The organism is Streptomyces himastatinicus ATCC 53653, from assembly GCF_000158915.1.
Lineage (GTDB): Bacteria > Actinomycetota > Actinomycetes > Streptomycetales > Streptomycetaceae > Streptomyces > Streptomyces himastatinicus.
Map to the genome: position 1 here is coordinate 9,458,409 of NZ_GG657754.1, position 14,795 is coordinate 9,473,203.

Genomic DNA, 14,795 nt, shown 5'->3' on the forward strand with positions numbered 1-14,795 from the left:
CGAGGGCGGCATGCTCTCGTCCTCGGGGCGCTGCCGGTTCGGCGACGCCACGGCCGACGGCTTCGTACGGAGCGAGGGCATCGGCACCGTCGTCCTCAAGCGGCTGGACGACGCGGTCCGCGACGGCGACCCGGTGTGGGCCGTCCTGCTCGGCTCGGCGGTCACCTGCGACGGCAGGGCCAGCGGGCTGCTGATGCAGCCGTCCGTGGACGGGCAGGCCGCGATGGTGCGCGAGGCGTGCCGGAGCGCCGAAATCCGGCCGGACCAGCTCGACTACGTCGAGGCGCACGGCACCGGAACCCCCGTCGGCGACGGGGTCGAACTGCGCGCCCTCGCCGAGGTCACGGGCCCCGGGCGGGCCCGGGACCGTCCCCTGCTCACCGGCTCGGTCAAGACCAACATCGGCCATGCGGAGGCGGCCGCGGGCATCGCCGGGCTGATCAAGACGGTGCTGATGGTCCGGCACGGCGTCATCCCGGCCTCCCTCCACCTGGAGCGGCGGCACCCGCTGCTGGACGGCGAGGCGTCCGCCGTCGACATCGTCACCGCCGCCCGGCAGCTGCCCAAGGCGGGCCCGGCGGCGCTCGCGGGCGTCAGCTCGTTCGGTCTCTCCGGCACCAACGCCCATGTGGTGGTCGGCGAGTACGTCCCACCGCCCGCCATCCCGGCCACGGACGCGCCCACGCCCACCCGGGCCGCGGGCGACGTGCCCGCCACCACTACGGCTGCGGACGATGTGCCCGCGCCCACTCCGGCTGTGGACGTGCCCGCCACCGATCCGATGGCGGGCGACGTGCCCTCGACTGCCCCGGCTGCGGACGTGCCCGCGACCGCCCCGGCTGCGGGCGACGTGCCCGCGCCCGCCCCGGCCGCAGCCGTGCCCGCCGCCACTCCGGCCGGGGCCGCGCCCGCCGCCAACCCCGCCGCGCCCGTGTCCGCGCACCCCGCGCCGCGCCTGCTGGTGCTCAGCGCCCGCTCGTCCGCCGCGCTGCGCCGGATGGCGGGCCGCTACGCCGCACACCTCGGCCCCGACGGACCCGGCCGCGCCGACTCGCTGGACGCCATCTGCGCCACCGCCGCCACCCGCATGGCGGCCCACCCGTACCGGCTGTGGGTGGTCGGCGACTCGCACGACGACCTCGCGGACAAGCTGCGCGCGCTCGCCGAGGGTCGGCCCATCCGCGACGGCGGCACCGGCGAGGCCGGGTTCGGCGAGCCCAAGCGCAAGGCGTTCGTCTTCGCCGGGCAGGGCTCGCAGTGGGCCGGGATGGCGCGGGACCTGCTCGACGCGTCGCCCGCCTTCCGGACCGAGATGGAGGCGTGCGACCGGGCGATCCGGGACGAACTCGGCTGGTCCGTGGTCGCGTTGCTGCGGGACGCGCCGGTGCCGTTCCCCACCGGAGTCGCCACCGTCCAGCCCGCCCTGTGGGCCGTCCAGGTGTCGCTCGCCGCCGCCTGGCGGGAGGCCGGGGTGGAGCCGCAGCTGTGCCTCGGCCACAGCATGGGGGAGGCCGCCGCCGCGTATGTGTCCGGCGCGCTGACCCTGCGGGACGCCGCCGCGGTGATCTGCCGCCGCAGCAGCCTGATGGAACGGGCCGCCGGACGCGGCGCCATGCTCGCCGTCGAACTCCCGGCGCGGCAGGCGCGGGACATCGCCGCGGCGTACGGGGACGATGTGTGCGTGGCCGCGGAGAACGCACCGTCCGCCTCCGTACTGGCCGGTGACCACCGCGCGCTGACCGAGATCGCTGCGGGCCTGGAGGAGCGCGGGGCGCTGAGCCGCATGGTCCGGGTCGACGTGGCCTCGCACTCGCCCGCCATGGACCCGCTCCTCGACGAGCTGCGCGAGCGGCTGACGGACCTCACCCCGGCCGAAACGCGGACCGGCATGTTCTCCACCGTGCACACCACCCCGGTGGGCGGCCCCGAACTCGACGGCACCTACTGGGCGGAGAACCTGCGCCGCGTCGTGCGGTTCGCCCCCGCGGTGCGCGAGGCGGCCCGGGGGGCCGGGACCGTCTTCGTCGAGGTCGGCCCGCACCCCCTGCTCGTCACGGCGGTGGAGGAGACGCTCGCCGACGCGGACCTCGACGGCGCCGCCGTGGGCACCCTGCACCGGGACGCCGACGGCAGGACCGACCTGCTGCGCGCCACGGGGCGGGTCTTCGCCGCTGGCGGGGCCGTGGACTGGACGGCGTGGTACGCCGCGGACCACCGGGTGGTGCCGCTGCCCGCCTATCCATGGGACGCCGTACGGTTCCGGCGCGAGGCGCGGCGACCGGAGGCCGTACCCCGTGGCGCGGCGCCCTACGTCAAACGCGTCGACCCCGCCGCCTGGGCCGCCGACACCTGGGGCGGCGGCATCCGGGTGCGGGGCGTGGCGCCCGTGCCTCCGGCCGTCTACTGCGTCACCATGCTGGAGGCGGCGCGCGATGCGGGTCACGACGAAGCACTGATGCTGCGTCAATTGACGCTGGGCGAAGAGCCGTTGCTGCTGGACGCCCTCCCCGAAGCCGACCTCCGGGTGACCCTCACCGGTTCCGGGGCGGAGGCGGCGGAGGGCCTGCGGGCCGTGGTGGAATTCCGCACCGCCGGAGGGACGGAGTGGCGGAGGGCCGCCGCGGCGCGGCTGGTCGCGGCCCGCGAGGAGGGCCCGCGCGACGCCTCCTGGGCGCTCGACTCGGTGCTGGGCAGGTGCCGCGACCACCAGTCGGCGGAGGAGTTCCGCGAACTCGCCGCCAGGCGTGGGTTCGCCGTCGGGGAGCCCTTCCACGCGGTGGAGCGGCTGTGGCGGGGCGGCGGTGTGGTGGCCGCCAGGATGCGGCTGCCGAAGGTGGCGGGACCGGCGGCCTGGGAAGCGGGCCTGCTGCCGCTGCTGGCCGCGCTGCCCCCGGCGGCGGGCGGCCGCCCCCATGTGCCGGGTGCCATCGAGTCCATACGGCTGTTGGGCGCGCTTCCCGACGACTTCTGGACGCTGTGCCGGTTCACCCCCGAGCGCGGGGAGCGTCCCGCGCGCGCCGATGTGCGGATGATCGCCCATGACGGGCAGCTGCTCGCGGAGTTCTCCGGGATACGGATGCGGCGCCTGGCGCCCGTCCGGCAGGCGGGCCCCGCATCCGGCGGCCCGGCGCTGCGAGCGGCCCGGCGCGGGGCGGCGCGGATCGCGGCGGAGGTGCGGGTACGGACGGCGCCGCTGGGCTCCCGGCTGTCCCGTCTGCTGACCACGCGCGCGCCCCGCCCCACGCGCGCCCCGCATCTCACGCCCGACTCGCGCCCCGCGTCCGACTCGCGCCCCGCGTCCGACTCGCGCCCCGCGTCCGACCCTCGCCTCCGGTTCGAACCGCGGCTTCCTGACACCCGGCGCGACTCCACGAAGGCGCTGCCCGCCGCGGCCGCCGCGGTCCTCGGGATGCCGCTCGGCGACCTCGACCCCCGCAGGCCGCTGCGCGACGTGGGGCTCGACTCGCTGATGGCCGCGCGGCTCGGGCAGCAACTGCGCCGGGAACACGGCATCGAGATCACCGCAGGGCGGCTGCTGGGCGCCGAGAGCCTGGAGGCCCTGACCCGCAGCCTGACGGGCGGCGCGCCGGGATGACAGTGCTGAATGATGACCAGAAGTCATTGTTAGACTGTGGTATAAGAAAGTTGGGGGCTGGCCAGGAGGGCTTCTCATCTCATGGGTCTCGCTCCCCTTGATCCTTCGTGGTCAGCTTGATCCTTCGGTGGTCAGCGCCGATCACACTTATCAAGGGACGGAGACGGATCGATATGGACTCAACGGCGTCAGTGGCGCCGCCCGCGGGTCGCCGGGAGCGCAACAAGCAGCGGGTCAAGGAACGGCTGTATACGGCGGCTTTGGAACTCTTCAGCGAGAAGGGTTACGACCAGACCTCCATCGACGACATCGCGGAGCGTGCCGATGTGGCGCGGGGAACCTTCTTCAACTACTTTCCCCGCAAAGAAGATCTCATCGGCGCCTGGAGCGAACGGCGGCGGGCGAAACTCATGACGCATCTCGCGGAGACCCGGTCCTATGGGGCCGGTGCCGTCGCGCAGCTGAAACAGTGCGTGTCCGTACTGGGGCGGATCAACGAGGAAGAGCGTGACCTCACGGTGGCCATGCTCACCGCATGGGTGAAGGCGGGCCGTCCGATCCAGGAGGACCCGTATATGGCGGACATCTTCTCGGAGATCGTGGAAACCGGGTGCCACACCGGTGAACTGGCCGAGAACCTGTCGTCCGACCTCGTGGGGAACGTGCTGCGTGATCTGTATCTCGGGGCGCTCTACCGCTGGTGCTATCAGCGGAGTTCCGCTGACGCCGGATCGCTGAACGATGAACTCCAGGAAGTCCTGGGCCATCTGCTCGGAGGCATCACGGATTCCTCCCGGCGCTGACCGCGCGACGACCACACGGCCCGGGAATCCGGCGGCGCACCGCCGAATTCCCGGGCCGAAAGCATCTTCAGGCGTTCAGGCCCCGCGCCGCCGCGCGGGCAGCCGCCGGAGGGAGGCGTCGGCGAAGTGCGGGGGAGTGTAGTCGGCGTCCGACGGATTGAGGTCGGTCCCCGGCGCCACCAGCGCGTCCAGCCGGTCCAGCACCGCGTCGTCCAGCGTCACCTCCGCACCGGCCAGCAGATCCGTCAACTGCTCGACCGTCCGCGGCCCGATGATGACGGACGATACGGCCGGGTGCGTCAGCACGAACGCCACCGCCAGATGGGACACCGGAAGCCCGCACTCGGCGGCAAGCTCGACCAGCTCCTCGACAATGGCCAGCTTGTGCGCGTTGCCCGGCAGTGACTGGTCGAACTTGTACGGAATCATGTCGCTGCGGAACGAACCCAGTTCGCCGATGCCGTCACCGCGCCCCTTGCGGAAGCGGCCGGTCAGCCAGCCGCTGGCCAGCGGGCTCCAGGTCATCACCCCCATGCCGTACCGCTGCGCGGTGGGCAGCACCGACCGCTCGACACCCCGCATGAACAGCGAGTACGGGGGCTGTTCGGTGTGGAACGGCACATGGCCGCGGCGCTCCGCCGTCCACCGGGCCTCCACGATCTGCTCGGCGGAGAAGTCGGACGACCCGATGGCCATCACCTTCCCCTCCCGCACCAGATCGGACAGCACCGACAGCGTTTCATCGATGTCCGTCGACGGGTCCGGCCGGTGTATCTGGTACAGGTCGAGGTAATCCGTGCCGAGGCGGCGCAGACTGTTCTCGACCTCCCGCCTGATCCAGCGCCGGGAATTCCCGCCGTGGTTCGGGTCGTCGCCCATCGGAAAGTGCACTTTGGTGGCCAGCACCACATCGTCCCGGCGCCCCTTGAGCGCCTTGCCGACGATTTCTTCCGTCTCGCCCCCGGCGTACATGTCCGCGGTGTCGATGAAGTTGACGCCGGCGTCCAGCGCGGTGTGTACGAGACGCACACAGTCGGAATGGTCGGCGTTACCCCATGATCCCAGCATCATGGTGCCGAGACAGAACCTGCTGACGGATATCCCGGTCGATCCCAGCGATGTCCTGCGCATGGATTTCCTTGCACCTCATTTGCGCTTGGAGAGAATGCGGTCCCAAAACGCGGCGGGTCTCATGTCACCGCCGCCGCAGGCGAGTCTGACACGGCTGACCGGCATCCACCGGAGGCCGTGAGTCCGGCGTGAGTGGGCCATGAGCGGAATCGGACACAGTGGTGATGTATACGGGGTGAGCCCCGTGTCAGGTAATTGCCCCACCCCCCACCGCGAATTGGATGTGATGATGCGTCGCGCCGGGACGCTGCTGCTGCCACTGGTGGCGGTCTTTCTCGTTCCCTTCACCCTGACCGGCGCTTCGGTGGCGCTCACCGACATCAGTGAGCAGCTCGACGCGAGCCTGGCCGCCACCCAGTGGGTGGTCAACGCGTACAGCGCCACCTTCGCCGGATTCATGCTGATCACCGGTGCCCTCGCGGACCGGCTCGGCCGCCGCCGGGTCTTCGTGTCCGGTGTGGCCCTCTTCGCGGTGTGCGCGCTGATCAGCGCCGTCGCCCAGGACATCGTGGTACTGGACGTGGCGCGGCTGATCTCCGGGATCGGTGCGGCCGCGACCACCACGGGCGCCAGCGCCGTGCTCGCCGAGGCGTTCACGGGCCAGGCCCGGTCCAAGGTGTTCGGCCTGTTCGGCACCACGATCGGCATCGGGCTGGCCTTCGGGCCGACGCTGGCCGGGCTGCTGGTGGACAGCTGGGGCTGGCGGTCCGCGTTCGCCCTGCCCGGCGTCATCGGCCTGGGCTGCGTGGTCTTCTACCGCTCCCTCCCGGCCTCCCGGCCCGCCACCACGCGCGGCCAACTGGACCGGGCGGGCGGCACGCTGTTCACCCTGGCCCTGCTGCTGCTCATCTTCGCTCTGGTCGAGGGCCCCGAACTGGGCTGGGGCAGCGTGGCGGTGGCGGGTTCGCTCATCGCCTCGGTGGTGCTGTCCGGGGCGTTCGTGGCCGTCGAGCGCCGGGTCGCCGAACCGCTGCTCGACTTCCGGCTCTTCGGCACCGGCCGTTTCCTGGGCCTCTGCCTCGCCGTGGTCGCCGTGGTCGGGCTGTTCGGCCCGCTGCTCACCTATCTGCCCGCCTACTTCCGCGCCGTCGCGGGCATGAGCACCGGCGAGGCCGGGCTGTCCATGGTGGCGCTCACCGGCCCGGTCCTGTTCATCCCGCTGATCTGCGGGGCGCTGGTCCGCTGGATTCCCGGCCTCGGTGCAGGTGGTGGCCTCGCTGGTGCTGGTGGCCGCCGGGTCGGCCTGGCTGGCGACGGGATCCTCGCTGCTCCCGGCCCTGGTGGTGACGGGCATCGGCGTGGCCGTCGCGCAGGGGCTGCTCGACGGCCTGGCGGTCGACGCGGTCCCCTCCGAACACGCGGGCGCCGCCGCGGGCACCTTCAACACCGCGAAGCTGACCGCGGAGACGCTGGGCATCGCCGTCGTCGGGGCTGTCCTGGCGGCCCGTACCGGAGGACGGCTGTCCGGTCCGCGGTTCCCCGAGGCGCTCCACCTCACGCTGTGGACCTTCGCCGGGCTGTGCCTGGTGTCCGCCGCCGCCACGGCGCTGCTGCTGCGGTCGAGGGCGGCGAAGCCCGTCGCCGCGGCACCGGAGGGCGAACGCGACGCCGAGCCCGTCGCCACCTGAACACCCCGCTGATTTCTCTCTGTTCATCCTGTTGTTCTTGAGGAGTGACGTGCCATGCGCGCTGTGACCATCCCCCGCTTCGGCGGAGCCGAGGTACTGGAGTACACCGAGGCCGAGGCGCCGGTGCCCGGCCCCGGCCAGGTCGCCATCGACGTGACCCACGCCGGGGTGAACTACGCCGAGATCCTGTTCCGGCAGGGCGCGGTGGACGTTCCGCTGCCGTACGTCCCCGGCATCGAGGCCGCGGGGCGGATCCGCGCCCTCGGCGACGGGGTCACCGGGCTGCGGGTGGGCCAGCCGGTCACGGCCCTGACCATGACCATGGGCGGTGGCTACGGCGCGGTCGCGGTGACCGACGCACACCTGGTCGCCCCGCTGCCGGACGACGCCGATCCGGCGCTGATGGCGGCCGTTCCCTCCAACAGCACCACGGCGTGGCTGGTCCTGGGCGAGGTGGCCCGGCTGCGCAAGGGCGAGCGGGTGCTGGTGCACGCCGCGGCCGGGGGCGCGGGCAGCCAGCTCGGCCAGGTGGCCCGGCTGCTGGGCGCGGGCCAGGTCGTGGGCACGGTGGGCTCGCCGGACAAGATCGAGGCCGCGACCGCCTTCGGCTACGACAAGGTCGTCCTGCGCGACGACCTCCCCGGGGCCGTGGCCGGTCTCACCGACGGGCGGGGCTTCGACGTGGCCGTCGACCCGGTCGGCGGCGCGGCCCGCCGGGCGAGCCTCGACGCGCTGGCACAGGGCGGGCGCCTGGTCGCCATGGGCAACGCCTCGGGTGCGGACGACGTCCCGTTCAGCGCGAACGAGCTGTGGTTCAGCGGGAAGGGCGTCCTCGGCTTCAATCTCGGCGCGCTGAGCGGTGAGCGTCCCGAGGCCGTGTCCTCCGTGCTGCGGCAGGCCGTCGGCGCCGTCCTCGACGGCGAACTGCGCGTGGACGTCGGCCAGGTGCTGCCGCTGCGGGACGCCACCGAGGCCCACCGCCGTCTCGAAAGCGGCCGCACCACCGGCAAGCTGGTGCTGGCGATGGAGCAGGAGTGATCTGCTCGCGGTGACTCCCGCGCCCACCGGCGCGGGCGTACCGGCGGCCCTGGTCCCCTCACCCGAGGGCCGGGGCCGTCGGCCGTCGTCGAGCGCACCCTGCCGGGTCAGGGACGCAGGACGACCGGCAGTTCCTTGAAGCCGTTGATGCCCAGGGCCGGGACCCGGGGGACGGGCCGGTCCACGAGGGCGAGCCGGGGATACGTCTCGAACAGCCGCCGCAGCGCGATCTCCGCCTCCAGCCGCGCCAGCGGCGCGCCCGGGCAGCGGTGGGCGCCGGCCCCGAAGGCGAGGTGACCCGCGGCGCGGCCGGACGCATAGCGCCCGGGGTCGAACCGGTCCGGCTCGGGGAACGCGTGAGGGCAGCGCTGGATGGCCGTGAGCGGGACGAGCACCGCTTCCCCCGCGCGGATGACCTCGCCCTCGACCTCGACGTCCTCCGTGGCGTAGCGGAACATCACATGGCGGGCGGGGGAATCCCAGCGCAGGGCCTCCTCCACGACATCGGGCCATGGATCGTCGCCCGCCTCCTGCCGGGCGCGGGCGGCGGCCAGCGTCTCGGGGTGCGTCAGCAGGCCCCTGACGGCGTGGCAGATCAGATTGACCGTGGTCTCGTGCCCGCCGATGACGGTGATCACCAGGTTGCCGATGACCTCGGCCTCGGTGAGTTCCCCGGCGTCCAGCGCGCCCACCAGGTCCATGGTGAGGTCGTCCCGGTCGCCCCGGGCGCGCTTCCGTTCGATCAGCGACATCAGGGTGGCGGGGAAGCGCCGCCCCACGGTGCCCGTGATCTCCTCGACGCTCGCCTCGGAGTTCATCGCCGCCGTCGACAGCTCGTGCAGTTCGTCGCGCAGCGCCCCCTCGTCGGGCACGCCGAGCAGCAGACAGATGACGTCCAGCGGCAGCGGCAGGGCGAAGTGGCGCAGCAGGTCGGTCTCCTGCCCGGCCGGGGCGGTGGCCAGACCGGACAGCAGACGCCGGGTGACGTCCTCGACCCGGGGTCGCAGGGCCTCCACCCGGCGCGGCGAGATGGCGCGCTGGACGGGCCGCCGCAGCCGGCGGTGGGTGTCGCCGTCGGCGGTGAGCAGACCCTTGCCCTCCACGATGAACAGCAGCGGCCAGTCCGCGGGGATCCGCCCGTGCCGGTACGCCTCCCAGTGCTGGATGTCCTTGGCGAACCGCGGGTCGCTCAGCACCCGCAGCCCCGCCTCCCGCGTGGTCACCGCCTTGGCCACCACACCACCGGGGAGCGCCACGGTGGCAACCGGCCCTGCCGCTCTGAGGGCTGCTCCCTCGCCTCCGTGGAGGTCGTCCGGAGCGGGCTCGATACGAACGTATGCTGTCGCGTCCATCGCTGCTGTTGTCCGTTTCGTCGGCCAATGCGCATGATGAGGCTTCCCAGCTTGCCTGCGGGGCAACCGCGTTCGCCCGCGCCCCCGGTCCCCGCCGGGAGCCACGACAGCGTGATCCGGGGGGAGTGCGCGTACCGTGGGCTGCGTGACCACTGCTGATGCCGCCCCCCGGCCCCAGTCGCTGATGCTCACCTTCCTGGGGGACTGGGTGCTGGGCCGGGACGTGTGCGTGTACTCGGGGAGCGTCATCGACCTCTTCGGTCGCGCCGGTGTCGGCGAACACGCGACCCGCTCGACGCTCACCCGCATGGTCGGGCGCGGCCTGCTGCGGCGGCAGCGCGAGGGGCGGCGCATGTACTTCGGGCTCACCGAGCGCTCGGAGGCGGTGCTGCGGGACGGTGAGGGCCGCATCTGGCAGACCGGCGCCGTCAACCGGAACTGGGACGGCACCTGGACCCTGCTCGGCTTCTCCCTGCCCGAGTCCTGGCAGCGCCAGCGCCACGACCTCCGCTCGCAGCTCACCTGGAACGGCTTCGGGCCGCTGTTCAGCGGGCTGTGGATCGCCCAGGGCGAGGTCGAGATGGGTCCGATCCTCAACGAGCTGGGCCTGTCCGCGCACGTGAAGGTGTTCCGCGCCCACGCCGACGCGGGCATGGACATCGGCGCGATGATCGAGGAGACCTGGGAGCTGCCCGCGCTGGCCGGGCGGTACGAGGAGTTCGTACGCCGCTGGCAGCCCCAGGAGCACGCGTCCACCGGGGCCGAGGAGGCGCTGGTGGCGCGGTTGCGGCTGTCCACCGAGTGGCTGCGGATCATCCGGCAGGACCCGCGGCTCCCGGTCAAGCACCTGCCCGACGACTGGCCCGCCGAGCAGGCGGAGAAGACGTTCCGCGCGGTTCACGAGCGCCTGACGCCGGGCGCGCGGGTGGCGGCGGAACGGCTGCTCGACCTGGTGCCGGTGCGCTGAGGCGCCCCCACCGCCCCTCCATCCCCTCCGCCGGGCGCTGCCCGCTGTTGTGAGTCCGTGAGGCTGTCCGTCGCGCACAAATGTTGTGCAGAACATTGACCGCAGTCGGGAATCTGCCTACCTTCGCGGGAATACCGGCACCGCCTCGATGCCACCCCCGACGGCACCAGGGAGCTCCCCGTGCAGCCAGCCCCCGTCCCCGTTCCCCCGCCCCCCGATTCCCGGCAGCTGCGCCGCGTCGCACTGTCCGGTCTGCTCGGCACCGCGGTCGAGTTCTACGACTTCCTCGTGTACGGCACGGTCGCCGCGCTCGTCTTCGGCGAGCTGTTCTTCCCCGACGCCGACCCCGCGGTCGGCACCATCGCCGCGTTCGGCACCTTCGCCGCCGGATACCTGGCGCGGCCGCTCGGCGGCATCGTCTTCGGACACTTCGGCGACCGGCTCGGCCGCAAGTCGATGCTCCTGCTCACGATGGTCCTGATGGGCACGTGCAGCTTTCTCATCGGACTGCTCCCGACCTACGACGCGATCGGCGTCTGGGCGCCGGTGCTGCTGGTCGCCCTGCGCGTCGTGCAGGGCCTCGCGATCGGCGGTGAGTGGGGCGGCGCCATGCTCATGGTCGTCGAACACGCCGAGCGCACCGGAGGCGCCCGGCGCCGCCGCGGCCTGTGGTCGAGTTTCACCCAGCTCGGCGCCCCGCTCGGCTCGATGCTCTCCGCGGGCGTGGTCACGATCGTCTCGACCCTGCCGGACGACGAGTTCCGCACCTGGGGCTGGCGGGTGCCGTTCCTGCTGAGCGTGGCGCTGCTCGCCGTAGGGCTGTTCGTACGGCTGCGCGTGGCGGAGAGCCCGCTCTTCACGGAGACCCGGGCGCAGGACACGCGGCAGCAGGACAAGCCCCCGCTCGCCGAGGTGCTGCGCCGCCCCCGGCCGCTGCTGCTCGCCGGGTGCGTCGGCATCGGAGCGTTCACCGCACAGGCGCTGCTGACCAGCTTCATGATCTCCTACGCCGTCCGCCACGGGTACACCCGGCCGCAGGTGCTCACCGCCGTGACCGTCGCCTCCGCCGTGGCGCTCTTCGCGCTGCCCGCCGCCTCCGCGCTGTCCGACCGGGTGGGCCGCCGCCCGGTCGTGCTCGCCGGGGCCGTCGCGTCCGCCGCGCTGGCCTTCCCCGTCCTGGCGCTGGTCGACTCCGGATCGCCCGGGCTGCTGATCCTGGCCCTGGCGCTGGGCCACGGCGTGGCGCAGTCCACCATGTACGGCCCGCTCGGGGCCCTGCTCAGCGAGATGTTCGGCACCCGGGTCCGCTACACCGGCGCCTCCCTCGGCTACCAGCTCGCGACCCTGGTCGGGGCCGGTTTCTCGCCGCTGATCGCGAGCAGTCTGCTGGCGGCCTACGGCGGCAGCAGCACCCCGCTCTCGCTGCTGCTGTGCGGCGGCGCGGCCATCACCGCGCTCACCGTGTGGCGGCTGCGCGAGACCCACGCCGACACCCTCGACGCCCTTAACCCCTCCGCCACTTCCGCCGATGTTCCCGCTGCCGAAGGAGTCCGCCAGTGAAGCCCCGCGCCCTCGCCCTCGCCGCGACCGCCGTGCTCGCCGTCACCGCCCTGCCCGCGCAGGCCGCGAGCGCCGAGGGCGAACACCTGGAAGGCCACCTGGCATCCGGGGCCGCGTACATGATGGACATGCCCGCGCGGTGGAACGGCACCGTGCTGCTGTTCAGTCACGGCTACAGCCCGCAGGGCAGCCCCAACCCCGCCCAGAACGCGCCGAGTTCGGCGACCCGCGCCCGGCTTCTGGACCAGGGATACGCGCTCATCGGCTCCTCGTACGCCACGACCGGCTGGGCCGTGGCGGACGCGGTGCCCGACCAGCTGGCCACGCTGGACCTGTTCACGCAGCGGTTCGGCGCGGCCCGGCAGACCCTCGCCTGGGGCCAGTCGTACGGCGGGTTCGTCACCACCACGATCGCCGAACGGCACCCCGACCGCATCGACGGATCGCTGTCGATGTGCGGCCTCGTCCAGGGCGGTGTCGCCAACTGGAACAGCACCCTCGACCCCGTCTTCGCGCTGAAGACCCTCCTCGCGCCGGACTCGGGCATCCGCCTCACCGGCTTCGCCGACCAGGCGGAGGCCAAGAGCGCCGCGAGCGCCCTCACCGGGAAGCTGACCGCGGCCCAGCAGACCCCGCAGGGCCGGGCCCGCATCGCGCTCGCCGCCGCCCTGCACAACATCCCCGGCCACAACGACCCGTCACAGCCGAAGCCCGCCCCGGCCGACTGGGCCGGACAGCAGAAGAACCAGTACGCGGCGGTCGCCGGACTGCTCCAGACCGCCGCGTTCTCCTGGCGGCAGGAGGCCGAGTCCCGCGCGGGCGGCAACCCCTCCTGGAACACCGGCGTCGACTACCCGGCGATGCTGCGCCACTCCTCGGTGTTCAAGGAGGTGACCGAGCTGTACAAGGAGGCGGGGCTGACCCTGCGCGACGACCTCACGGCGCTCAATCGCGCTCCCCGCACCAGCGCCGACCCGCGGGCCGTGGCCTGGATGCGGCACACCAGCGCCTTCACCGGCAGGCTGACCGACCCGCAGTTGAACATCCACACCACCGGCGACGGGCTGATCCCCGTGCAGGCCGAGAGCGCCTACCGCCGGGCCGCCACCGCCGGCGGATCCGCGGGGCTGCTGCGCCAGGCGTATGTCGACGGGCCGGGCCACTGCACCTTCAACACCGGCGAGACGCTCGCCGCCGTACACGCGCTGGAACGGCGTCTGGCCACCGGCCGCTGGGACACCGCGCCGGACACGCTCAACTCCGCGGCGAAGACGGAGGATCCGGACGCCGAGGCCCGGTACACCGACTACCGGCCCACCGCCTACCCGCGCCCTTACGACCTGGCGCACCCGGACGGTCCGCGACGACGGGGCTAGAGCCGCCGCAGCCCGGTCAGCACCCGCTCCATCAGCGTCACGCTCGGGGCCTCGCCGTCCTCGGTCCCGCTCTGGTGGACGACGATCATCCCGCGCTCCGCCATGTCGCCGAGCAGGACCCTGGCCACTCCCAGCGGCAGCTCGAGCCGTGCCGCCACCTCCGCCACCGATTTCGGCTCCTGACACAGCGATATGACGGGCACGTGGTCGGCGTGGGCGACGGCGGCGGACTGGTGCCCCTGGTCGGTGGTGGTCACCAGGGTTTCCAGCTCGAAGTGGAAGTGCGACCTGGTGCGGCCGCCCGTCCACGTATAGGCGCGCACGAACGAGGGCGAGCCCTGCTGTTGCTGTTCGTGACCGCCCTCCCACGCGGCGTGCTGCTCGTCCTGCTGCGGCGGGTACCCGTACTGCTCCGGGGAAGCGGGCGGCGGCGCTTCCCCGGGCTGCTGCTGGGTCGCGGACTCCGGCCGGGGGCCGGAGCCGGACTTCTTCCGCCCCCGCCGTGCCTTGCCGAAACTGAACGAGTTGAGCACGTCGGCGAAGGTCTGGTCGTCCTCCGCTTCCTGGTCTCTCCCACTGTGCCCGAAAGGGCCTTCACCGGTGCTCATGATCTCCTCATCCGAGCTGGTGGGCTGCCGTCTGCTTGAATCCCTGAAGCTCCGCGCGGAGTTCAGGGGTCAGCATCTCGCCGACCTGGTCCACGAGCACGGCCATCTCATAAGCCACCTGGCCGATCTCGCAGTCCGGCGCGGCCAGCGTCACCAGGCACGAGCCGTCCTTGATCGACATCAGCAGCATATGTCCGTACTCCATCTGGATCACGGTGCTTTTCACCTCACCGGTTTCCAGACACCGCGCGGCACCCTGGATCAGGCTGATGGCACCCGCGGCGACGGTGGCGAGGTGTTCGGCGTAGTCGTCCGCCAGCCGGTTGGAGGCGGTGAGCAAAATCCCGTCGGCTGATACCACCACGGCGTGGGCCACATTGGGAACACGTTCGGTGAAGTTGGTGACCAGCCATCCGAACTGGCTCACCTCCCGCGGCTGGGGTGAGGTCATGGCTTGTTTCCTGCCCGTTCGTCGATGGGATCTTATCGCTCGTCGGGACGGGCCCGACGGATGCCTGACTGGTAGTTGCTGAGGAAGCTGTGCGTACTGCCCGCGTCCTGGCTCGGCTTCGCCTTGCCGGGGCCGGTTCGCGGCTCGGCACGTCCACCGGGCCGGGGCGAACGCGGTGTCCGCTTCGGCAGTCCGGACTGGGTACGGTCGGCCGCCTCTTGGGTGTCCGACGGCTCGGGCGGGCCGCTCGGGAGGCGGTCGGCCACTTGGTTCGTCGCGTTCTCCC

12 protein-coding genes are annotated in these 14,795 nt (G+C 72.7%); 7 read left to right on the forward strand and 5 right to left on the reverse strand.

Annotation, left to right across the window (positions count from 1 at the left end; all coding sequences use genetic code 11):
- Together SSOG_RS47220 and SSOG_RS40035 are read left to right on the forward strand one after the other, a co-directional pair.
- Nucleotides 1-3,595: type I polyketide synthase (locus SSOG_RS47220; protein ID WP_154686036.1), on the forward strand; the 3,595-nt coding region annotated here is incomplete at its 5' end.
- A gap of 173 nt (nucleotides 3,596-3,768) precedes the next feature.
- Nucleotides 3,769-4,398, forward strand: coding sequence for a TetR/AcrR family transcriptional regulator (locus SSOG_RS40035; protein ID WP_050800120.1), 630 nt, complete (start codon nucleotides 3,769-3,771; stop codon nucleotides 4,396-4,398).
- A 75-nt stretch (nucleotides 4,399-4,473) separates the two neighbouring features.
- On the opposite strand, the gene SSOG_RS40040 is transcribed toward SSOG_RS40035, so the two are convergent.
- The gene (locus tag SSOG_RS40040; protein WP_009720026.1) at nucleotides 4,474-5,529 is read right to left on the reverse strand and encodes an aldo/keto reductase; all 1,056 of its coding nucleotides are present in this window, start codon (nucleotides 5,527-5,529) and stop codon (nucleotides 4,474-4,476) included.
- Nucleotides 5,530-5,668: 139 nt separating this feature from the next.
- Between SSOG_RS40040 and SSOG_RS40045 the strand changes: the two genes are divergently transcribed.
- Together SSOG_RS40045 and SSOG_RS40050 are read left to right on the forward strand one after the other, a co-directional pair.
- Nucleotides 5,669-7,198 carry an MFS transporter gene (locus tag SSOG_RS40045; protein WP_009720027.1) on the forward strand — a complete coding sequence of 510 codons (1,530 nt, stop codon included), beginning with the start codon at nucleotides 5,669-5,671 and terminating at the stop codon, nucleotides 7,196-7,198.
- Nucleotides 7,199-7,211: 13 nt separating this feature from the next.
- Nucleotides 7,212-8,195, forward strand: a complete 984-nt coding sequence (locus SSOG_RS40050) for a quinone oxidoreductase family protein (RefSeq protein WP_009720028.1) — start codon at nucleotides 7,212-7,214, stop codon at nucleotides 8,193-8,195.
- Between the two features lie 107 nt (nucleotides 8,196-8,302).
- Here SSOG_RS40050 and SSOG_RS40055 read toward each other — a convergent pair whose 3' ends face one another.
- The gene (locus tag SSOG_RS40055) at nucleotides 8,303-9,547 is read right to left on the reverse strand and encodes a cytochrome P450 family protein (protein WP_039939843.1); all 1,245 of its coding nucleotides are present in this window, start codon (nucleotides 9,545-9,547) and stop codon (nucleotides 8,303-8,305) included.
- A gap of 145 nt (nucleotides 9,548-9,692) precedes the next feature.
- Between SSOG_RS40055 and SSOG_RS40060 the strand changes: the two genes are divergently transcribed.
- The 3 genes from SSOG_RS40060 (at nucleotide 9,693) to SSOG_RS40070 (ending at nucleotide 13,450) form a co-directional block, all read left to right on the forward strand.
- The gene (locus tag SSOG_RS40060) at nucleotides 9,693-10,514 is read left to right on the forward strand and encodes a PaaX family transcriptional regulator (protein ID WP_425385445.1); all 822 of its coding nucleotides are present in this window, start codon (nucleotides 9,693-9,695) and stop codon (nucleotides 10,512-10,514) included.
- Between the two features lie 180 nt (nucleotides 10,515-10,694).
- Nucleotides 10,695-12,074: an MFS transporter gene (locus SSOG_RS40065; RefSeq protein ID WP_009720031.1), complete on the forward strand. Its 1,380-nt coding sequence runs from the start codon at nucleotides 10,695-10,697 to the stop codon at nucleotides 12,072-12,074.
- Complete coding sequence (locus tag SSOG_RS40070; RefSeq protein WP_009720032.1) at nucleotides 12,071-13,450, forward strand: alpha/beta hydrolase family protein; 1,380 nt, start codon at nucleotides 12,071-12,073, stop codon at nucleotides 13,448-13,450. Before SSOG_RS40065 ends, SSOG_RS40070 begins: the two co-directional genes overlap by 4 nt.
- On the opposite strand, the gene SSOG_RS40075 is transcribed toward SSOG_RS40070, so the two are convergent.
- The 3 genes from SSOG_RS40075 to SSOG_RS55185 all read right to left on the reverse strand — a co-directional run.
- The gene (locus SSOG_RS40075) at nucleotides 13,447-14,058 is read right to left on the reverse strand and encodes a DUF742 domain-containing protein (protein ID WP_009720033.1); all 612 of its coding nucleotides are present in this window, start codon (nucleotides 14,056-14,058) and stop codon (nucleotides 13,447-13,449) included. The two genes, SSOG_RS40070 and SSOG_RS40075, sit on opposite strands and share 4 nt — an antisense overlap.
- A gap of 7 nt (nucleotides 14,059-14,065) precedes the next feature.
- Complete coding sequence (locus SSOG_RS54375) at nucleotides 14,066-14,509, reverse strand: roadblock/LC7 domain-containing protein (RefSeq protein ID WP_039939847.1); 444 nt, start codon at nucleotides 14,507-14,509, stop codon at nucleotides 14,066-14,068.
- A 32-nt stretch (nucleotides 14,510-14,541) separates the two neighbouring features.
- Nucleotides 14,542-14,795 (reverse strand): hypothetical protein (locus SSOG_RS55185; protein WP_208867424.1); only part of this gene is annotated, 254 nt, incomplete at its 5' end.